Here is a 21753-nt window from a genome sequence, read left to right as displayed (position 1 = left end):
TCATTGGTCATTTGTATTTTTACTACTCCCGACTCCTAACTCCGGTACGGGCGGGTTTAGCAAAGAGATTGACAACCAAAGCCTTCAATTTTTAGTCAAAACCCGCCCCTACGATTTACGACTTACTGAGATGAATAGCTCAAAAACTTTACGCAATTATTTGTTGGTAGCTCCACAAACGCTGATATTTGTATTGTTTCTAGTGCTACCAATTATCGCGATCGCAATTGTCAGTTTTTGGAATTTTAACGGCTTTGCGATGACCCCAGGATTCACTTTAAATAACTACTTGGGAATTTTTAGTTCGAGAGTTTACTTGTCAACTTATCTCAATACATTTAAATTTGCTTTTCTCGTTTGGTTGTTTTGCTTACTGATTAGCTATCCGGCCGCTTACTTTTTGGCTTTTCACATTAAAAGTCCGAAATGGCAAACAATTTTATTTTTAATTTGTACCGTGCCTTTTCTCACATCAAATATTATTCGGATGATTTCTTGGATTCCGTTTTTAGGGAGAGAGGGATTAATTAATCAGGCATTAATGGGATTAGGCATAACTAGACAGCCAGTGGAGATTTTTCTATTTTCTGATTTTTCCGTCATTCTGGCGATGGTGCATCTCTATTGTTTATTTATGGTTGCACCAATCTTTAATAGCATGATGCGGAGCGATCGCTCTTTGGTGACGGCTGCTGAGGATCTGGGGTCTTCTCCATTGCAAATTCAAAAAGAGATTATTCTACCTTTATCTGCTGCGGGAATTGCGATCGGTTCGATTTTTGTGGTGACGTTGGTGATGGGAGAATTTGCCACGATGCGGATTATGAGTGGTGGTAAATCTTCTTCTGTTGGCTATTTAATTAAGAACCAACTCGATAGTTTGCAGTATCCACTAGCAGCAGCAAATGCGGTTGTGTTATTGATTGTTACGCTGATAATTGTTTTTGCTATTTTGCGCGTGGTTGATATTCGCAAAGAGTTATAAAAGGTTAGGTATTCGTAGGGGCGGGTTTAGCCGAAATCTGAGTCAGAGTCAAAATTTATTGGTGAACCCGCCCGTACACAAGCCAAAATTGAAAGCAGCACTTGAGTTATAAGTATGGCAGAAAAAAAACGATCGCTTTCTTACTATCTACTAGCAGGATTTTTCGGATTATTTGTCTTATTCCTTTATGGTCCAATGTCTGCTATTTTTCTCTTATCTTTGCAGGGACCAGAAGGACAATTAACTTTCCCGATGCGCGGTTTTAGTTTTCATTGGCTCAAAGCAGTGTTTGAGCCGCAGCGGGTAGGAAACTTTGTCGATGGATTTGGGCGATCGCTTTGGCTGGGATTAATTGTCATGCTAATTACAGTTGTCTTTAGCGTGATGGCAGGGCTAGCATTTCGTCGGAAGTTTTTCGGCTCGAATTTGATTTTTTACCTGACAATTTCTAGCTTAATAGTCCCTAGCATTCTAGTCTCATTAGGGATTGGAATTTTGTTTAGTATAGTCGGGTTAGATAATCAGTGGTATTCTTCGGCGCTTGCTGGGCATTTAACCTGGACGTTACCTTTTGCCTTCTTAATTATGCTAGGAATATTCGGTCGTTTTAACCCTGCTTATGAAGAAGCTGCCCGCGATTTGGGAGCGAGCGACACGACAACATTTTGGCAAATTGTATTTCCTTTGATTGCCTCTAGTGTCATTGGTGTAGGGTTACTAGGATTTACACTTTCCTACGATGAGTTTACCCGCACGTCATTAATTTCTGGAGAGACTAACACCTTGCCATTAGAAATTTTTGGTATGACAACAAATGTCACTTCTCCCGCACTATATGCCTTGGGAACATTGACAACTTTATTTTCTTTTGCTTTGATTGCGATCGCATTAGTGGCAATTAATTCCCTATCTCGGCAGCAAACAAGATGAAGGTGTTTCATTCAATCGCAAATCGGGCAAGATAATAATACAACCAGCGAGATACACAAATGTTTCGGTCATTTATATTTTGGACTTCCGAAAACAACACTTGCAGGTTACGATTAAACGTAGCGATTCCCACAACGGGTATCGATGTTGAATTGCTCCAATTTTATGGACACGGATCGAAGTCCATCCCCCCACAGTAGCATTCTCCTCTGAGCTGAGCGAACTAGTCTCTCAGAGTAGGGGAGACTTAGGAGGCGTTTATGCTCACTCAAGAAGGACGTATTGCCCTAACCGATATTACCGATCTCAACTTACTCAAAGCAGAATTGAACCGTTTGCCCCCTGTAGATGTAGGGGATTATATTGCGGAACTTTCCCCCCAGCAACAAGCGATCGCCTTTCGCTTGCTCAACAAAAATCAGGCGATCGCTGTATTTGAATACTTACCTCAAGAAGTGCAGGAAGAATTAATCGGTTCTCTGCACGATGCCCAGGTATTTCACCTAGTAGAGTCGATGAGTCCTGACGACAGGGCAGAGTTGTTTGACGAGTTACCTGCTGGTGTTGTCAAGCGGCTGCTACAGCAACTCAGTGCTGAAGAACGGCAAGCCACAGCAACAATATTAGGCTATCCCGAAGGTACGGCAGGACGGGTGATGACGACGGAATACGTCCGCCTGCGTCAAGGTTTAACTGTAGGAGAAGCCCTAAATAAGATTCGACGCAGTGACGAAGATAAGGAAACGATTTACTATGCCTACGTCACCGACGATAATCGCAAACTAGTGAGCGTGGTTTCCTTACGACAATTATTGTTTACCATTCCCGATGTTTTAATTCGCGAGATTGCCAGTCAGCGAGTCGTGCGAGTCAGAACTGATACACCCCAAGCAGAAGCCGCCCAGTTGATGAAACGCTACGACTTGATCGCCATACCTGTTGTAGATCGGGAGGATCGCTTGGTCGGAATTATCACTGTTGACGATGTGGTAGATATTTTAGAAGAAGAAGCTACGGCAGATATTCAAAAATTAGCAGGGGTTAGCGGTGGTGACGAAGCAGCTTTATCTCCGCCCCAGGTAACGATCCGCAAGCGATTGCCTTGGCTGTTAGCAAATATTGGGTTGTACGTTGGGGCAGCTAGCGCGATCGCACCTTTTCAACAGGTGATTTCTGTTGTTCCCGTGTTAGCCGTAATCATGCCAATTTTATCTAACACGAGCGGTAATGTAGCGATACAAGCATTGTCGGTGACGGTACGCGGGTTAGGCGTGGGTGAAGTTACGCCCCTGGATACGTTAAAAATTCTCCGTAAAGAGATCTTGGCTGGGCTAGGAACAGCCTTAGCTTTGGCGATCGCTTTGGGAATTCTTTCCTTAATTTGGTCGCCACCCCAAGAACGCTGGGTAGCAATTGTAGCTGCTTCGGTGATGGCAATTAACGTATTTGTAGCGGCAAGTTTAGGGACAATGCTACCGATGGGATTAAAGCGATTGAAACTCGATCCGGCATTGATCAGCGGTCCCCTACTCACAACTATTCTCGATGCCGTTGGGTTCTTAACCTTCCTCTCACTAATTTCTCTCGCCTTGAAAATAGCAAGTAAACAGGCGTAGGATAGGCTTAAATTCGATCGCGCAGTCCAGCGAGTTACTATTAGTGTTGTTAGTATTGTCGATACTTCCTACCTGCTGCGGTTGATTCTAATAGATTTTGCGGTAACTAACCGCTATGAGAATCTTACTAATTGAGGATGATGAACTTGTTGCCAAGGCTTTAGCTAAAGCTCTCGCCGGTCAACACTACGCTATCGATCTCGCCACCGACGGTCAGGCAGGGTGGGAACTATTAGTCGCATGTAAGTACGACTTAATTTTATTGGATGTCATGTTGCCCAAGCTAGATGGCATTACCCTTTGTCGGCGGTTGCGATCGCAAGGCGATCGTACCCCGATTATCTTAGTGACTGCTAAAGATAACAGCACGAGTAAAGTCCATGGTTTAGATGCTGGGGCGGATGACTATATTACTAAACCGGTTGACTTAGCAGAATTATCGGCTCGGATTCGGGCTTTACTGCGACGAGGTGATTTTGCTGCACCTCCTGTATTGGAGTGGGGCGACCTACGCCTCGATCCGAGTATATGTAAAGTCAGCTACAGTAACCAGCCAATCGATTTGACTCCAAAAGAATACGGACTACTAGAACTTTTCCTCCGCAATCGCCATCGCGTATTTAGTTGTGGGGTAATTCTCGATCGCCTGTGGTCTTATGACGAAGAAACTCCAAGTGAGGATACAGTGAGGTCTCACATCAAGGGATTAAGGATGAAACTGCGAGCGGCAGGAGTGCTAGACGATCCAATTGAGACTGTCTACGGCATTGGTTACCGCCTCAAATCGGCAGAACAGACAAAAGCTAAGGACACAAGCAAAGTTAGGAAAAAAGCAGCTCGTCTCTCACCGGAACAAGAACAGCAGACCCTTACAGGGGTGGCAAGAGTTTGGGAACGAGTCAAAGAAAAGTTTATTCGGCGAGTCGCCACAATCAAGCAAGCGATCGCTTTACTGCAACAGGGATCGCTGGACGAGCAATTGCGGCATCAGGCAGAGCAGGAGGCGCACAAGCTGGCAGGTTCGCTGGGAATGTACGGCTTTGCCTTGGGTTCTCGTCTCGCTCGGCAAATCGAAAACTTGCTGCAAGCTGGGGTCTCGATCGCTCCAGAGCAAGCGCGGCAGTTGTCCGAACTCGTTGCGGCACTGCACCGAGAATTGCAACGTTCAACCGTGCAGACTCCAGAACTACAGTCGATAGATGAATCCCCCTGGCTATTGATCGTAGAGCCAGACCGCTCGTTGTCTGAAGGTTTGGTCATGGAGGCAACTAGTAGGGGAATGCGCGGCGAAATAGCGACAGACCTAGTTGCAATCGAGGAGCGACTCAAAGCGCGATCGCGTCCTGATGCGGTGCTACTAGACTTTTCCGCTGATACGGCTCAAGTGGGCGTAAAATTGCTAACAGAGCTGAATGCTTTTACTCCACCCGTGCCAGCGCTAATTCTCACAGACCGAGATAGCTTACTCGATCGCGTTACTGTGGCTCGCTTGGGCGGACGCGGGTTTTTACACAAGTTCTTGCCTCCAGCACGGGTTCTCGATGCCGTGACGCAAATGTTGCAGCGCTGTCGTACTGCCACAGCAAGGATTCTAGCTGTAGACGATGACCCGCAGGTATTGCAAGCCCTACACGCTTTACTAGAGCCTTGGGGCATCAAACTCTCGACCGTCAACAATCCCTTGCAGTTCTGGGACACTTTGGAAGCTGTAGCACCAGATTTACTCATACTTGATGTAGAAATGCCGCAGATTAGTGGAATTGAGCTTTGTCAAGTTGCCCGCAACGACCCGCGCTGGAGCGGTCTGCCAATTCTGTTTCTGACCGCGCACGCGGATGCTGAAACGATGCAACGTGTATTTGCCGCAGGTGCTGACGATTACGTTAACAAACCGATAGTTGGTCCGGAACTGATCGGCCGCATTCTCAACCGGCTAGAGCGATCGCGTTTATTACAGAGTCTCGCTCAAACCGATACTCTGACTAAAGTTGCCAATCGCCGCCAGTCAACCCAAGAGTTATCCCAACTGCTACGCTTAGCCCAGTTGCACGATCGCCCGTTGTGCTTCGCTATTCTAGACTTAGATCGTCTCAAGCAGATTAACGACCGCTACGGTCATGCAGTCGGAGACGAAATACTGTCCCGCTTGGGAGAGCTGCTGCGACGAACTTTCCAAAGTGAAGATGTTGTAGGTCGATGGGGTGGCGCAGAGTTCGTTGTCGGGATGTATGGGATGACGGCGAGTGATGGAGTGCGGCGGCTGGTTGAAGTCCTGGTTAACTTGCGTCAGCAACAATTTACCGTTCCCGATCGCGAGCAATTGACCGTGACTTTTAGTGCTGGTGTCGTCCAGTATCCCCAGGACGGTTCCGACTTGCAAGCGCTATATCAAGCCGCTGGTATTGTCTTGCAGCAAGCTAAAATCGCGGGAGGCGATCGCGTACTCAGTTGTTGAGTAAGTTTCCCGTTGGGGCAAGCTGAAGAAGCTGGGAGAGTCAAGAGAAGTCGGGGAAGGAATGTTATGAAAGCTCCATTACCTGAAGATGAAACAGCAAGACTGGAAGCTCTACGCCAATACCAAATTCTGGACACTGCCCCAGAAGTGGCTTTTGACGACATTACTCGGCTAGCAGCACAGATCTGCAACACTCCTATTGCCCTGGTTAGCCTAATTGACGATTGCCGCCAGTGGTTCAAGTCAAGAGTGGGATTGGAGGCAACGGAAACACCTCGCGATCTCGCATTTTGTGCCCATGCTATTTTGCAACCTAACGATGTTTTAATTGTCCCAGACACGCTAGAAGATGAACGATTTGCCATAAATCCCCTAGTGACTTCCGTGCCTCACATTCGATTTTATGCTGGCGCGCCGTTGCTTACCCCTGAGGGGTATCCACTGGGAACCCTATGTGTTATCGATCGCGTTCCACGACGGTTGAGCGATGCTCAGGTAGAGGCACTAAGCATTCTAAGTCACCAAATCATCACTCACCTAGAACTGCGACGGAATTTAGCAGAATCGACGAAACTCAATGCTCGATTGCGAGCTGAAATCAGCGATCGCCAGCGGGTTGAAGCGGAACGAGAGCAACTTTTGGTTCGCGAACAAACAGCACGGACTGAAGCAGAAACAGCCCGCAACAGAGTGACAAACATTCTAGAAAGTATCACCGATGCGTTTTTTGCTTTGGATAGTGAGTGGCGATTTACCTACTTGAACGATCGAGCAGAGCAACTTCTACAGCGATCGCGCGATCGCTTGCTAGGACAAAATATTTGGTCAGAGTTTCCTGAAGCCGTAAATTATAATTTTTACCAAAAGTATCACCAAGCAAGAACGCAGCAAGTTAGTGTCGAATTTGAAGAGTTCTATCCGCCGCTTCACACATGGTTTGCCGTCCACGCCTATCCTTCTGAAGACGGATTGTCTGTTTATTTCAATGACATTACAGGGCGCAAAGCAGCAGAGGATAAGCTAAAACAGACAACATTGCTGCAACAGGCAATTTTAGAGAGCGCCAACTACACGATTATTTCTACCAGTGTTGACGGTACAATTTGCACCTTCAACTCCACTACCGAGCGCTGGTTGGGATATGCTGCCTCTGAAGTTGTTAACAAAACCACGCCCGCACTCATTCACGACTGGAACGAAATCGTCCAACGGGCGCAGGAATTATCGCAGGAGATGGGAGTACCGATTGAGCCTGGATTTGAGGTTTTTGTTGCCAAGGCACGGCGCGGAGAGCCAGACGAGCGCGAATGGACTTACATCCGCAAAGACGGCAGCCGCTTTCCAGTACTTCTATCGGTGACGCGCTTGGTAGATGCAGCAGGTAATCTTACCGGATTTCTCGGCATTGGCAGCGACATTACAGAACGCAAGCGCTCGGAAAGGGAATTACAACGCCAGAATTTGCGCTTGCAACTGTTTGCCGAAGTCTCGCTGAAGATCCGTCAGTCTTTACAGTTGGAAGAAATTCTCCAAACTGCCGTTACAGAAGTGCAAAGAATTCTCCAGGCAGATCGAGTACTAGTCTATCAGTTACGGTCGGATGGCTCTGGCACCGTCGTGCAAGAAGCGGTAGTACTTGGCTGCATGGCAATTTTGGGACGGAAGATTGTTGACCATTGCTTTCAACAAGAGTATTTGGAACTTTACCGACGCGGGCGGATTAGCGCGATCGCTGATATCGAACAGGCTGACATCCAACTTTGCCATGTGGAATTTTTGCGGCAGTTTGATGTCAAGGCAAACTTGGTAGTACCGATTCTGCTGCGGGAAGACCTTTGGGGTTTATTAATTGCACATCATTGTACTGCCCCCCGACAGTGGACGAGTTTTGAACTGGAGCTGCTGCAACATCTAGCCAACCAAATCGGCATTGCGATCGCCCAATCTCAACTCCTAGAACAAGAAATCCGGCAACGCCAAGAACTGCACGCCATGAGTCGGGCGCTGGAAAGTGCAGTCGAGGGCATCTCGCGACTGGATACACAGGGACGCTATATCATGGTTAACCCAGCCTATGCCAGCATGGTGGGCTACCAACCAGAAGAAATAATTGGTATGGAGTGGCAGATGACCGTCCACCCCGAAGACCGAGAAAAAATGCAGGCTGCTTATCAAAAGATGCTGCTACAAGGCAAGGTAGAAGTTGAAGCCAGGGCGCTGCGTAAAGATGGCTCGGTCTTCGACAAGCAACTCGTCATGGTTACAGAATACGACCAACAGCAGCAATTCATCGGTCATTACTGCTTTATGAAAGACATTAGCGATCGCCGAGAAATCGAGCGGATCAAAGATGAGTTCGTCTCGGTGGTGAGCCACGAACTGCGGACACCTCTAACTTCGATTCGCGGCGCTTTAGGTCTTTTAGCTAGTGGCGTACTGCACCTCAACCCTGAAAAGGCGCAACGCATGTTAGATATTGCCGTCAATAATACCGATCGGTTAATCCGCCTGATCAATGACATCTTGGATATCGAGCGCATCGAGTCAGGCAAAGTTACCATGAACAAACAAGCTTGCGATGCTGCTTCCCTAATGAGCCAGGCGATCGAAATCGTGCGTCCCTTGGCAGAGAAAGCAGAAATCCGTTTATCCGTCTCTCCAATCTCTGCTCAACTATGGGCTGACGGCGATCGCATCATTCAAGTCTTCACCAACCTACTCAGCAATGCGATTAAATTCTCACCCCCAGGATCTACCGTATGGCTCAGCGCCGAATTATGGAGTTGGGAGTCGGGAGCAGAGGAGCAGAACCAGCAATTCAATTCACTCACCACGCACCACTTACCACGCACCACTCCCGACATCACCTTCCAAGTCAAAGACACGGGACGAGGTATTCCAGAGGATAAGCTCGAAATTATCTTTGGACGCTTTCAGCAGGTAGATGCCTCTGACTCGCGGAAAAAAGGAGGAACTGGCTTGGGTTTAGCCATCTGTCGCAATATCGTGCAGCGTCATGGGGGGCAAATTTGGGTGACTAGCACTCTTGGCGCAGGCAGTACTTTTTACTTTACCCTGCCTATTCTCCAGGCTACACCACATGCTGGAGCGGAAATCTCAACCGCTACCTCACTCCATACCCCTTACTCCCCACCCTTGATTTTGGTATGCGATGACGATCCCTCTGTCCGCACTGTAGTGCAAGCCATACTCGAACAGGGAGGATACCGAGCGATAACAGTAGCTTCCGGACAGGAGGCAGTCTTGGAGGCAGCTCAACAGCATCCTGATGCGATCCTCCTCAACTTAATGATGCCAGAGATGAACGGCTGGGAAACTTTAGCAGCGCTAAAAACACAAGCAAAGACAAAAGATATTCCGGTCACGATCCTCAGCGGCTTATTGCCAGATGCATCACCTCATCCAGGGGTGAGCGATTGGATTGTTAAACCTCCAGATGAGCGATCGCTGTTCCAAGCTTTGGGTCGAGCCTTAAGTGGACGCGATCGCAGTATCAAAGTCTTGATAGTAGAGGATGAAATCGATCTGGCACGAGTGCTAATTGCTATGTTTGAACGCTATGGCATTGAAACTTTCCATGCCCAGACAGGTAGAGAAGCGATTCAACTCAGTCAAGATATTATTCCTGACTTGCTGGTACTCGATCTGTTCGTGCCGGAAGGCGATGGCTTTGTCATAGTAGATTGGCTGCGACAGCATAACCGTTTGTGCCAAGTGCCCCTAGTTGTCTACAGCGCTAAAGATCTGAACGATACCGATCGCGAACGATTGAAGCTAGGACAAACTCTATTCCTCACCAAAGGACGAATTCAACCAGAGGAATTTGAGCGGCGAGTCATTGGCTTGCTTAATCGCATTATTTACCATCGGGAGGGAAATAGCGATGGTGGGAGCTAAGCGTATCCTGATTATTGATGACGAAGACGATATTCGAGAGGTAGCCCAACTCAGTTTGGAAGCAGTAGGTGGCTGGGAAGTTGCAACCGCAGCTTCAGGAATGGAAGGATTGGAGAAAGCGGCAGCCGAACAGCCAGATGCTATTCTCTTGGATGTCATGATGCCCGATATGGATGGCATTGCTACTTTTCAACAACTGCAAGCTAACCCTGCAACTGGGCATATTCCAGTCATTTTACTTACGGCGAAGGTGCAATCTGCCGACCGACAGCGCTTCGCTCAACTCGGCATGATAGCAGCGATCGACAAACCTTTCGATCCAATGGAATTAGCCGATCGAGTGACAGAAATCTTGGGCTGGAATTGTTAAAAAAATCTTTTCCCTCTCCACGAGTTCTCCATTTTTTCACTCTAACTTCAAGATAGAGCTAACCGATTTCGACTTTAACTGAGATCCCGTACCAAGCCCTAACGATTAGAAATCGTGGCTGCTGTTAGCTAGCTGGAGAGATAGATAACTCAGATGGAGCGATATTTATCGTGTACAACATCGATCGCACAGAAGAATTTGATTCAAGCGTTGCTTTACTCGTTGATATTTTCAAACTAAAAAACAAGGCAATTGTAGAATCTTGCCGCAAAACTTTTATTGCTCTATTTGGTTCTGACTACACAACAGACTTGATGACAGCAGCAGTCTTTCAATTAGCTGCAACTGATGCCGATACTTGCCACTGGACTTTACACACTTTTTATGAGTTAGATGCTTGTCTCAAATTAATAGAAGGAGCTTTTAAGTTCGCCATTCAAAAATTGATTAGCTTGGGTTTTATTCTAGGTCAGGATTTCAGCGCCAATGCTAACGGAGAACTTTTGCTTAATCGAATAGCTAAGATAGCTTTGTTAGAGAATATTTCAGATGCAGATTGGAACTTTCTTAAAGAGATTCTGCAAGTTATTGAATAGCTATAATAAAAATATTAACCAATAAAAATCAAAGTTCAAGGCTAGTTATTTGAAGTATGAACGTTTCAAGATTACATCGCTCTCAAATCGATCTACTCCTACCAATTCGCCAGTGGCTTGAATCGATAAAAATCGCCGATTCTGGCATAGCGCACTTAGTGTGTCAAGTTATTCCTGCTCGTTGTCCATTCGAGCGCAAAATTCAACTGTTTAATCGCACCTTGCTGTATATTCCACCTCTATGCAAGCTAAATCCTCTCTACGAGCAATTAGTTGAACTGCGCTACAAATCCTTATGTTATTTAGCAGATGAATGCGGTGAAGATGTCACTAGTTACTGCTAAAGATTAGAGTTCGAGCTACTTTGCGATCGCAACGGTTTGCCATTTGTACAAATCGCCTGTGCCAAGAATAAATTGAACGAAAAATTAGAGTTAGTTTCTCTAGAATTAGATGCCAATGGTTCGTTAAAACGAGGGAAAAATTAAATGACTAACACTCTGGTAAAAACTCAAGACAAGGCGAGCAAAAAACAAGCGATCGCACCTCAATCACAGCCAATACAACCCGCTAGCAATCGCTACAGAAAACGCATAGATAAGAAAATTGCTGCCCGCACTGAAGAAATTGCGTTGAACTTATCAAGCTCGATCTCCATGACAATACCGAGGTTTTGCAAACACCAAATAGTTCATTTCATCGGTGGTACAGGCACGATTAAGGGTCGTAGAGCCAGTGCTGGAGCATGGTTGTATACCATAGAAATGGCTCAAGGTCCAGAGCCAGAAATGGGTAGAATTGGCAGTGAAACGATTATCTTGCTATACGAAGCAGATCTCCAGAGCTAGAGAACTAGATAATGCTGCTGGCGCTAACTATAAACAGCCTCTAACTGAGACAAGTCCCCCTGAACCAAAGCCTCCACCGCCGTTGCTTTCGTCGGTAATGCCGCCGTCAATACTTCTCTACCTGTTTCGGTAACTAACACGTCATCTTCGATCCGAATTCCGCGCACGTCGGCAAATTGAGCCAAGCGTTCCCAATTCACGACATCTCGATACTTTTCCCGCCGATCGCGATCGGTTAAAATTGCCGGGACTTGATAAAATCCTGGTTCGATCGTCACTAACATTCCAGGACGGAGAGGACGATTCAACCGTAAATAATTTAACCCAAAGCGATCGCTGCGTTTGCGCCCTTCCTCATATCCAGCAATATCCCCTAAATCTTCCATATCGTGGACATCTAAACCTAACAAATGCCCGATACCGTGGGGAAAAAATAGGGCGTGGGCATCCATTTCGACTAAATCTTCCGGTTGACCGCGCAAAATGCCTAGATCGACCAAACCTTGAGCAATAACCGTCGCCGCTAGCAAATGTAGATCTTGATACTCTACGCCGGGACGAATTTTGGCAATGCAAGCATCGTGTGCTGCTAACACGACATCGTAAACCGCCCGTTGAGTGGCTGAGAATTGCCCAGATACAGCCCAAGTGCGGGTGACATCCGCCGCCCAACCCGTAGATGTTTCTGCCCCTACATCCACCAGTAACAAGTCGCCCAACTGCATCGGGTGATGATAGCGATCGTTATGCAACACCTCTCCATGCACCGTCACGATACTGGTATAAGCACAGCTCATGTTATTAGCAAGAATGACGTGTTCCATTGTGGCGCGCACATCTGCTTCCCATGAGGCGTTAGTTGTAACTGCCATACCAGCAATATGAGCTTGTACCGTCACGTCAGCAGCTTGCCGTAATTGAGTTAAGGCAGCGCGATCGTGACTGAGCCGCAGTGCTACAATTGCTTGAGCTAAATCCAAATCAATGCCTTGCAATACCTTCGCTGGTGAAACTGGACGGTTAAGGATGCGAGACTGTTGGAGAGCGGTCATGGTATCCTGTGCGGCAATAGTAGCTGCCCCCACAGCATGAGATTCCAACTCGCTCATGGGTAAAGCTGCATCTGCACCAATCTGAGTTGCAATGTCTGTTCTGCTGGGCATTTCTCCATGCCAGAGGGCGCTTTCTGGTTTCGGATCGTCTACAAATAACGTCATTTTTCCCGCTTCTAAGCGAATAGCTGCCATTTCCAGGGGAATACCAGCAAAATAGAGAAAGTGACTGCTCGCTCGAAACGGAAAGCAATTAGCAGGAAAATTACGCGCGCTGCTGCGTCCCGACCATAGTATAACTGGCACATCAAGGCGATCTGCTAGTTGCTGTCGCCGCTGCCGCAGAGTTTCAACTTCAGTGTCATGAGTCATTGAAAACTAAGTCGTGAAGAGTGAATAGTGACTAGTGACTGGTGGCTAGTCACTTACAAATGACCGATGACGAATGACCAATGACAAATTCAGTCATCATCTTGGTTATCTGTGTTGGGCGCTTCATTATCCTCATCGTCGTCTGCTTCGTTCTCGTCGTCTTCTACATTCTCGTTCGTGTCTCTGACTCTTTCATCTCCACTAGGAGTACAGTTAACAAGTCCGCCTGCTACGCTCAGCAAAACAATAACACTTAGTAAACTTCCGATCGCCGCTCTAGGGTTCAACCATTTACTTAGGTCTTTCATTCGCAACCTCCGAGGCGCAGAACACATCAATATTTAATTATTAACAAGATTTTAATATCTTGCGTTCATCTATGAATGAATAGTTATTCGTCATCTGTCATTGGCAACCACAAATGACGAATGACCAATGACTAATGACTTTTTACTAAAACCCCATTAAGAAAAATATCTGCCAGTCCTTCCGCCATCTCTTTCATTTGTTGTGGGGAGGCGTTGGGTTCCATTAACGTGTTGTGGCTGAAACCAGAGATGGCAAACATGCCTAAGAATACTTGGGCGACAATGCGCGGATTCATCGGACGGTAAATACCACGTTCCATTGCTGTTTGAAAGAAAGCCTCAGCTACATCCGTCATTTTGCCGATCACCTCAGATTGGACGCGATCGCGTAAATCTGGGTGAAATTGGGCTTCCATGAAGCAAACCCGCATCAAATCGGCATTTTTCTGAAAGTTCCACATTCGCCGCTGCATCACTTGTGCTACAGCTTTATAGCTACCCATTTCGCTCAATTCCGTCAGCAGATCGGTGAGAATTTCTACCCATCCTTGGGTTGCAACTTCTACCAAAATTGCTTTTTTATTAGAAAAGTGACGAAACAGCGTACCTTCCGCCACACCAGCAGCTTGTGCTAAGTCGCGGGTCGTCGTACCGTCGAACCCTTGACGCGCGAACAATCGCTGCGCCGCTTGTAAAATGCGATCGCGAGAAGAATCTGCTGGCTGTGAAGCACGGTTGAAAACTTGCATAGAAGGTATTTATGGTTGTATCGATGTTAATACAACTTGTAGGGACATTCTCTTACATCCAGCTGCACAACTGGCAAACTTTAATAGATCGTTAATAGATCTATCTCGTACGCACAATTGAGTCCAATCTATGATGCATCAGATCGTACGTTTTATCCGCTCAATTTTATCCACATTTAAGATCTGGCAACGCTTGCTTGCCATATTAACAATTGTAACTATCTTGTTTTGGGTTGTCTGTTCGGAAACAGCTTTAGCTGAAATAGGGAGCAGGGAGCAGGGAGCAGGGAGTAGGGAAGCTGAAATAGGGAGCAGGGAGCAGGGAGCAGGGAGTAGGGAAGCTTTAATTCCGAATTCCGAATTCCGAATTCCGAATTCTGCTCCATTGAAGTCAATCCAACCTTATTACAAACGGGTAAGTCAGGATTTAACTGAATTTCGTCTCAGTAATGGGATGAAGTTTATTGTCTTGGAACGCCATCAAGCACCAGTTGTATCTTTTCTGACCTATGCTGATGTGGGCGGAGTCAACGAACCAGTAGGTAAGACGGGTGTGGCTCACTTTTTGGAGCATTTGGCATTTAAAGGCACGACGCGGATCGGTACGCGAAACTACATCGTAGAAAAACCGCTGTTAGAACAATTAGACAAATTAGCAGCAGAAATTACCGCAGCGAAAGCAGCGAAAAAAGAGGCAGAAGTTACCAAATTACAAGCGCAATTTGAGCGAGTAGAAGCTGAAGCAGCTCAGTTAATCAAACAAAATGAGTTAGGGCAAATTGTCGAACAAGCTGGTGGTGTAGGTTTAAATGCTAACACTTCGACAGAAGCAACGCGGTATTTTTACAGCTTTCCTGCTAACAAACTAGAAATGTGGATGTCGTTGGAATCGGAACGATTTCTCGAACCCGTATTTCGGGAATTTTACAAAGAAAAAGATGTCATTTTAGAAGAACGACGGCTGCGGGTAGAAAATTCGCCCATCGGACAAATGGTGGAAAAGTTCCTCGATACTGCTTATCAAGTTCATCCTTACAAGCGTCCTGTCATCGGTTACGAACAAGATATCCGCAACTTAACGCGGGCTGACGTGCAGCAGTTTTTCGATACTTATTACATACCGAGTCAATTAACGATCGCAATTGTCGGTGATGTGAATCCCCAACAGGTAAAACAGCTAGCTCAAGTTTATTTTGGACGCTATCGCGCTAAGGCTGCTCCTCCCAAGTTGACAACAGTAGAACCAAAGCAGCAAAAAACGCGAGAAGTAACGCTCAAATTACCGACTCAACCTTGGTATTTAGAAGGCTATCACTGTCCGGCAATTAACGATCCAGATTATGTGGTTTATGAAACGATTGGCAGGTTATTAAGTAACGGACGCACATCGCGGCTTTATCAATCTTTAGTAGAAAAGCAACGCCTAGCTTTAGCAGCTCAAGGTAGCAGTGGATTTCCAGGGAATAAATATGAAAATTTAATGCTATTTTATGCTTTAACAGCTCCAGGGCATACAGTTGATGAAGTGGGGACAGCGATGAGAAAAGAAATCGAGCGCCTCAAAACCGAACCAGTTTCAGCAATGGAATTGGAGCGAGTCAAAACACAAGCTAAAGCAGATTTATTGCGATCGCTCGACTCAAATATGGGGATGGCACAGTTGTTGTTAGAGTACGAAGTCAAAACAGGTTCCTGGCAAAATTTATTTAAAGAACTAGAAGCGATTTCTCAGGTGTCGTCAGCCGATATTCAACGAGTTGCCCGACGAACTTTCATCCCCGAAAATCGTACGGTCGGGCGGTTATTATCTTCTTGAGGGAGCAGGGAGCAGTTATCAGTGACCAGTGACCAGTGACCAGTGACCAGTTAACAATCCACTACACCCCAAACTTCCCAAACTTCCCAAACTTCCCAAACTTCCCAAACTTCCCACACACCCCACACCTCACACCCTACACCCTACACCCTTTCTTCACTACTCACTAATTCTCATGGACAAACTACAAAAATTACTGCAAGATGACCTTCCTCGTTTAGGTACTTACTTTTTAGATATGACAGCGGTACAGGGAGATGGGGTGTTACTTGTCAATTACTACCCCAATGATGCGATCGCCCAAATGGAGGCAAAATTTCTGAAAGCAAGTGTTATTCCCAAATATTCAAGGCAAATGGGATTAGCCGATCTAGTAGCGCAATTTGAAGCACACGATCGCCAAACTCAAATGGTGGTGGCTGTCGTTACACCAGAGACGAAAGGTACGGTAACTATAGAAGTATCGTCTACGCCCCCACCAGCAGCAGAACCCGCAGCAGAACCAGAAACAGCCAAACCCTCCGCTAAATCGACTACTAAGTCTCAAGCCAAGGGGAAAACTTCAACTCGGACAACTGCTAAATCTCCCGCACCAGAACCCGCGCCAGAACCCGCACCGGAACCAGAAATAGCCAAACCCGAAACAGCCGCACCCCCAGCTAAACCAGCTAAACCAGCTACCAGGCACAAAGCAAGGCGCACTCCGCCTCGGACAGCTGCAAGGCGAAGAAAGGCAACTTAGAGTCAACATCCATTTGCTAAAGATTCGGCAAATGTTTCCAAAAATTAGCACAAGAACCTGTAAATTTGGCGCTGTAGGATTGTTTGCATAGCTGTAAGCCGGGATGCAAATGACTCTTCACTCATATACAGTAAAGCTGATTTCAGTCGCTTTCGCATTGGCTAGCGTGGGACTGGATACGACAAGAGCGATCGCGCAGACGATATATCCATTCAACGGTAACTACGATACAAAAATCGAGATCGTACCGATTGACGAGGAGCTATCTCAATCGGTTGAGCTAGCTACGAGTTCCGATCCTGAAGCCCCTTACGGTCTAACTCAGTACGAAGGATTAATCTACGCGCGAACCGATCCTGCAACTGGTGCGCTTAACTTTAATACCAATCCCGCTACGTTTGGCTTACCAGATCTTCCACCAGGTTACATCGTATTTGAGGGAGAAGGAACTGATAACAAATTGCGGGGAACCGCCACGGCTACGGCTACACTTGACCGTGAAAATCTGACGGGATTTGGTTCCGGTACGCTGACGATTACAGGCGGCGAAGGCATATTTACAGGCGCGACTGGGACGCTAGATTTTACTCAAGTCGATCGACTCAACCCCGATCCAAACGTTCTTTCGCTTGAGGGCGATGCTGTCATTACTGGCTCAATAGAAACAGTTCCAGAACCAGGAGGAGTGGGAACGCTGGCTGGTGTCGGTGCAATTGGCGCTGGTTTGCTACTGCACCGCCAACGCCAAAAGTTGACCAAAAACACTTAAGACGATCGCCGCCGTCCCTGACCGAATAAAATCGCTCTAGATTCTTCCGTGACAGTTGGCGTAGCGCTGCTAATTTCGTCAGCCTTGGCATAGGCACGTTGCACGGCGGGACGTACTTTTATGCTCTCAAACCAACGTTTAAGATTGGGAAAGTCATCCAAATTTTGTTGCTGCGTTTCGTAGGGTACGATCCAGGGATAAGCTGCCATATCTGCGATCGAGTAGCTGCCCGTGATAAAAGGTAGACTTGTCAGCCGTTCGTCGAGTACGCCATACAATCGCTCGGTTTCCTTCACATAGCGATCGATCGCATAAGGGATTTTCTCCGGTGCGTAAGTGACAAAGTGGTGGTTTTGTCCCAGCATTGGACCCAATCCACCCATTTGCCAGAACAGCCATTGCATTGTCTCGACGCGATCGCGTAGATTATCTGGTAAGAATTTTCCAGTTTTTTCTGCCAAATATTGCAGAATTGCCCCCGACTCAAATACGCTTATCGGTTCGCCACCATCAGGGGGGTCGCGATCGATAATTGCTGGAATTTTATTATTAGGTGAGATCTTGAGAAATTCTGGGTCGAACTGTTCGCCCTTAGCAATATTGACGGGTTTGATTTCGTAAGGTAGCTCTGCTTCCTCAAGAAAGATAGTAATTTTATGTCCGTTTGGAGTTGTCCAATAGTAGAGTTTGATCGTCATGGCAATTCGCTCGGAATGCATAAACTCTTCGATCGTAACTGGAATTAGTGAGTGGTGGGTGGTAAGTGGTGTAGAGACAAGAGAGACAAGGAGGACAAGGGAGACAAGGGAGAATTTAGATATATTCTTTTGATTCTTGCTCCTGACTCCTGACTCCTAGTTCCTGACTTTTGACTTTTGACTTTTAACTTTTGACTTGCTTAATTCTCCTCTGGTGGCAAATCCACGCTGTAGAGGGTGTCTCCAGCTAAATTGTGTAGAGTGACGGTCATCACTTCACTGTCGCGATCGATTTTGACCATACCAAAAAACTGTAGACCTTCCGAAGGGGGACGATTTGGCTTAGTTCCCTCTGGCAAACTGTTAAATTTCACCTGCGGTCCAAAAGTATTATCTAGCTCGTTAGGTCCAAACGTGCCTGAGTTTAAAGGACCCGCAACAAACTCCCAAAAAGGTTTGAAATCAGTAAATTGAGCTTTGCTAGGGTCGTAGTAGTGAGCGGCAGCATAATGTACGTCCGCTGTCAACCAAACAACGTTGCGGATATTTTGCCGTTGGATGAACTGAAACAAATCTGCAAACTCTAGTTCTCGTCCTAAAGGAACGCCGTTATCCCCATTTGATAGCGCTTCGTAGGCTGTCGTTCCATCTGGAATGACTAACCCGATTGGCATATCGCTGGCAATGACTTTCCAAGTGGCAGTAGAGGTGAGTAACTGCTGCTTCAACCAGCTGAGCTGAGCTTTACCTAAAAATGCCGTCTCGTCGCTTGCCTCAGTTTGACGATTTGCCGAGTTTGCGCCTCGATAGCTGCGCTTGTCGAGCATGAAAATGTCTAGCATCGCTCCGTACTGAAACGAGCGATAAATCCGCTCTGGGTCGTTAGGATCGAAGCGAATTGGCTGGTATTCTAGAAAGGCTTGTCTCGCTCGTTCTGCCAGAAGATTCACATCTTTAAGCTGATAACGGGCATCTGTACCGACATCTGTAAGAATCTCGCCTGGATACCAGTTATTTGTAGTTTCGTGGTCGTCCCACTGAACGAGTTGAGGGACTTCGGCATTGAAGCGGCGGACGTTTTCATCGAGCAGGTTGTAGATGTAGTTGCCGCGAAACTCAGTCAGTGTTTCTGCTACTTTTGCTTTTTCTGGTGTGGTAATGTTTTTCCAAATGCTACCGTCATCGAGTTTGACTTCAGCCAAGATTGGATTATCAGCGTAAATTGTATCGCCAGAGTGGATGAAGAAGTCTGGATTGAGTTGTCGCATGGTTTCATAGATCTTCATGCCACCAAATTCTGGATTAATTCCCCAGCCTTGTCCGGCTGTGTCTCCTCCCCAAACAAATTTAATGTCGCGTTTTTTAGTTGAAGGCGTGCGAAAAGTTCCCGTGACAGGAACGCTAGAAATACTGGAGTTGTCCAAATCCTGAAAAGTAAATCGGTAGAAGATTTGCTCGTCGGTTGGCAGTCCTGATAGGTCAACGCGGACTGTAAAGTCAGTTGCTTCTAAAGCTGGCGCTCCGATAACTCGTCGGACATGGCGAAAATTTTCACTCGTACTGTATTCTACGATCGCTCGTGCGGGGCGATCGCAACGGCTCCAAACTACGGCGCGATTCCCTGTTATATCACCACTGGCAACTCCATAAGGGATTGTCGGGCGCATTTTGTCTGAGGTCACAATTCCTGGGGCTTGCGCCTTCACTTGTCGAGATGGCGACAACAAACTAGCAGCTACAGCCCCACCCGTGAAAGCCGAACCGAGCAGAAATGAGCGACGGTTAATTTGTCGCAAGTTGAAATTCATAAGTAGTTCCTTTAGTTTGACAACGGAAAAATTGAAAAAATCTCGAAAATCTTAATTTTTGATAAGTCAAAATAGACTCCCAAAAAGCTCAATTCATGCGCTTCGATTTAGCGCGATCGCTATCCCGCTAGTAGTTAATGATGTAAAAATAATCTTGAGACAAAAAGAGTTTACGGCAGTAATTTATACAAATCTCGTTCCACAGTCAAGCAGCAAAAATTAACCTTGACTTAACTTGTTGATGATGTTAGTTGTATCTGCGATCGCTCGAACTTCCCTTGAGGAGCAATTACCTACGATTGGAAATTTGATATTTATTGTGAATTTTGTCATCCAGTCGGGCATCTTAACTATAGAAGCTATACCAATCGCTCGTACTAGCTTTCTTTACGCTTTCTCATACTCCTGAGAATTAATTAGTCTAAGCAAAATTACTTAGAGGAATTTAATATGAATTTGACTGGACTAAAATGGACTAAAAATGTAAAAAATCAAGATGGTAGATATTGGGCTTATAAGGATAAAACTGAATATATTGAACCAGCAGAAAATATTTTTGGTTTACATTGGAAATTCAATCAATATGAAAATGCTTGCAAGCCTCAGAAAGACGATTTCATTATTTTAAGACAGCACGCTAGGGTAACTCATGTGGTTCGAGTTTTAGATAACGAGTTGTACAAAGACTTGACAGCAACAGAATTTAGCCTTTATCGGATGGTAAAAACGGTTTGGATAGCTAATGATTGGCACAATCCGCCGACTTACGAGCAAGTCTTCGGTCAAAAAATCTTTTTTCCAAGAGATGGAAAGGTAATCAACTTAGAAAATATGAATGTTTTTCAAGAAAGCTGGAATTCTAAAACAGGGCTACTAGGCTTTCAAAAGCACGTTCAACAGCTACTTCAAATCAGCTAACGGGATAATTTGTGAAATGTTTAAATGGATGGTGAGCAATGCTCACCTTTATTTTTGATATTTATTTTGACACTGTTTTTTGATATTATTTACTGGCGATCGCTACTCACTCCTGACTCGATCATGACTTGGCGAACTCTTGGCTTAGAGCCTCATTTATATGATTACTTATTATCTGTTTCATTGCGAGAACCAGAGATTTTGACGCAACTACGTCAAGAAACTGTCCGTCACCCATTAGGTAAAATGCAAATTGCACCCGAACAGGGTCAATTTATCGCCTTATTGTTGCAATTAATAGGAGCCAAGAAAACTTTAGATATTGGTGTATTTATGGGTTATAGTTCTTTAATCATGGCATTAACATTACCCGTTGATGGTATAGTAGTAGCCTGTGAAAAGAATGAAGTATATGCTGCGATCGCGCGTCACTGGTGGCAGCAGGCAGGCGTAGCAAATAAAATTGACTTGCACGTTGCACCAGCCAAGGAAACCCTTCACCATCTCATAGAAACAGGTGCATCTGAAACATTTGATTTTGCTTTAATTGATGCAGACAAGAGTAATTACGATAGCTACTACGAACAAGCACTTCAGCTTATACGTCCAGGCGGATTAATTGCAATTGATAATGTTTTATGGTCGGGACGAGTTGCCGATCCACAAATCCAAGATAATCGCACTAAGAAATTACGTTCTTTAAATCAAAAACTTCATCAAGATAAGCGTATTACTCTCAGCCTTGTACCAATTGGAGACGGTTTAACTTTGGCAAGAAAGGTAATGAATGTTAATGGCTAATG

General features: G+C 45.9%; 20 protein-coding genes. 15 read left to right on the top strand and 5 right to left on the bottom strand.

All coding sequences use genetic code 11. From position 1 onward, the window contains the following. The first annotated feature begins 130 nt into the window (after positions 1-130). The 9 genes from N4J56_RS32005 to N4J56_RS31965 all read left to right on the top strand — a co-directional run bounded on the left by N4J56_RS32005 (position 131) and on the right by N4J56_RS31965 (position 11718). Complete coding sequence (locus N4J56_RS32005; RefSeq protein ID WP_410500662.1) at positions 131-985, top strand: ABC transporter permease; 855 nt, start codon at positions 131-133, stop codon at positions 983-985. A 114-nt stretch (positions 986-1099) separates the two neighbouring features. Further along, positions 1100-1915 (top strand): ABC transporter permease, encoded by an 816-nt coding sequence (locus N4J56_RS32000; protein WP_250015739.1) that lies wholly within the window; start codon positions 1100-1102, stop codon positions 1913-1915. A 260-nt stretch (positions 1916-2175) separates the two neighbouring features. Beyond that, positions 2176-3531 (top strand): magnesium transporter, encoded by a 1356-nt coding sequence (mgtE, locus tag N4J56_RS31995; RefSeq protein ID WP_317110440.1) that lies wholly within the window; start codon positions 2176-2178, stop codon positions 3529-3531. Between the two features lie 115 nt (positions 3532-3646). Continuing rightward, positions 3647-5986 carry a response regulator gene (locus N4J56_RS31990; RefSeq protein ID WP_317110439.1) on the top strand — a complete coding sequence of 780 codons (2340 nt, stop codon included), beginning with the start codon at positions 3647-3649 and terminating at the stop codon, positions 5984-5986. A gap of 66 nt (positions 5987-6052) precedes the next feature. Next, the gene (locus N4J56_RS31985) at positions 6053-9904 is read left to right on the top strand and encodes a PAS domain S-box protein (protein WP_317110438.1); all 3852 of its coding nucleotides are present in this window, start codon (positions 6053-6055) and stop codon (positions 9902-9904) included. After that, entirely contained in the window at positions 9891-10274 is a 384-nt protein-coding gene (locus N4J56_RS31980; RefSeq protein ID WP_317110436.1) for a response regulator, read from the top strand. The genes N4J56_RS31985 and N4J56_RS31980 overlap by 14 nt, the downstream gene beginning before the upstream one ends. Positions 10275-10444: 170 nt before the next feature. Then, a complete protein-coding gene (locus tag N4J56_RS31975) occupies positions 10445-10870 on the top strand; it encodes a hypothetical protein (RefSeq protein WP_317110435.1) in 426 nt (141 codons plus the stop codon). A 56-nt stretch (positions 10871-10926) separates the two neighbouring features. Then, positions 10927-11214 carry a Mo-dependent nitrogenase C-terminal domain-containing protein gene (locus tag N4J56_RS31970; protein ID WP_317110434.1) on the top strand — a complete coding sequence of 96 codons (288 nt, stop codon included), beginning with the start codon at positions 10927-10929 and terminating at the stop codon, positions 11212-11214. A gap of 144 nt (positions 11215-11358) precedes the next feature. After that, the gene (locus N4J56_RS31965; RefSeq protein WP_317110433.1) at positions 11359-11718 is read left to right on the top strand and encodes a hypothetical protein; all 360 of its coding nucleotides are present in this window, start codon (positions 11359-11361) and stop codon (positions 11716-11718) included. A 23-nt stretch (positions 11719-11741) separates the two neighbouring features. Here the strand turns inward: N4J56_RS31965 and N4J56_RS31960 are convergent, their stop codons facing one another. The 3 genes from N4J56_RS31960 to N4J56_RS31950 form a co-directional block, all read right to left on the bottom strand. Continuing rightward, the gene (locus tag N4J56_RS31960) at positions 11742-13142 is read right to left on the bottom strand and encodes an aminopeptidase P family protein (RefSeq protein WP_317110431.1); all 1401 of its coding nucleotides are present in this window, start codon (positions 13140-13142) and stop codon (positions 11742-11744) included. An 89-nt stretch (positions 13143-13231) separates the two neighbouring features. Beyond that, the gene (locus tag N4J56_RS31955; protein WP_317110430.1) at positions 13232-13450 is read right to left on the bottom strand and encodes a hypothetical protein; all 219 of its coding nucleotides are present in this window, start codon (positions 13448-13450) and stop codon (positions 13232-13234) included. 131 nt (positions 13451-13581) lie between these two features. Continuing rightward, positions 13582-14199: a TetR/AcrR family transcriptional regulator gene (locus N4J56_RS31950; RefSeq protein WP_015153035.1), complete on the bottom strand. Its 618-nt coding sequence runs from the start codon at positions 14197-14199 to the stop codon at positions 13582-13584. 130 nt (positions 14200-14329) lie between these two features. On the opposite strand from N4J56_RS31950, the gene N4J56_RS31945 reads away from it, so the two are divergent. The 3 genes from N4J56_RS31945 (at position 14330) to N4J56_RS31935 (ending at position 17526) form a co-directional block, all read left to right on the top strand. Beyond that, entirely contained in the window at positions 14330-16015 is a 1686-nt protein-coding gene (locus N4J56_RS31945) for a pitrilysin family protein (protein WP_317110428.1), read from the top strand. A gap of 175 nt (positions 16016-16190) precedes the next feature. Next, complete coding sequence (locus tag N4J56_RS31940) at positions 16191-16757, top strand: hypothetical protein (RefSeq protein WP_317110426.1); 567 nt, start codon at positions 16191-16193, stop codon at positions 16755-16757. 109 nt (positions 16758-16866) lie between these two features. Further along, complete coding sequence (locus N4J56_RS31935) at positions 16867-17526, top strand: hypothetical protein (protein ID WP_317110425.1); 660 nt, start codon at positions 16867-16869, stop codon at positions 17524-17526. Here the strand turns inward: N4J56_RS31935 and N4J56_RS31930 are convergent. Both N4J56_RS31930 and N4J56_RS31925 read right to left on the bottom strand, forming a co-directional pair. After that, positions 17523-18224, bottom strand: coding sequence for a glutathione S-transferase N-terminal domain-containing protein (locus N4J56_RS31930; RefSeq protein ID WP_410500661.1), 702 nt, complete (start codon positions 18222-18224; stop codon positions 17523-17525). The two genes, N4J56_RS31935 and N4J56_RS31930, sit on opposite strands and share 4 nt — an antisense overlap. A gap of 200 nt (positions 18225-18424) precedes the next feature. Then, positions 18425-20032 carry an alkaline phosphatase D family protein gene (locus N4J56_RS31925; protein ID WP_317110423.1) on the bottom strand — a complete coding sequence of 536 codons (1608 nt, stop codon included), beginning with the start codon at positions 20030-20032 and terminating at the stop codon, positions 18425-18427. Between the two features lie 241 nt (positions 20033-20273). Between N4J56_RS31925 and N4J56_RS31920 the strand changes: the two genes are divergently transcribed. From N4J56_RS31920 to N4J56_RS31910, 3 genes are all read left to right on the top strand, one after another. Next, on the top strand, positions 20274-20441 hold the full coding sequence (locus tag N4J56_RS31920; RefSeq protein WP_317110422.1) for a hypothetical protein: 168 nt from the start codon (positions 20274-20276) through the stop codon (positions 20439-20441). A 41-nt stretch (positions 20442-20482) separates the two neighbouring features. Further along, positions 20483-20950, top strand: a complete 468-nt coding sequence (locus N4J56_RS31915) for a hypothetical protein (protein WP_317110421.1) — start codon at positions 20483-20485, stop codon at positions 20948-20950. A gap of 123 nt (positions 20951-21073) precedes the next feature. Next, on the top strand, positions 21074-21751 hold the full coding sequence (locus tag N4J56_RS31910; protein WP_410500659.1) for a class I SAM-dependent methyltransferase: 678 nt from the start codon (positions 21074-21076) through the stop codon (positions 21749-21751). Positions 21752-21753: the final 2 nt, after the last annotated feature.

It is taken from the genome of Chroococcidiopsis sp. SAG 2025, from assembly GCF_032860985.1.
In the GTDB taxonomy this organism is placed as follows: domain Bacteria; phylum Cyanobacteriota; class Cyanobacteriia; order Cyanobacteriales; family Chroococcidiopsidaceae; genus Chroococcidiopsis.
Note: the sequence above shows the minus strand (reverse complement) of the source record. Positions and strands in the feature narration are given on the sequence as shown.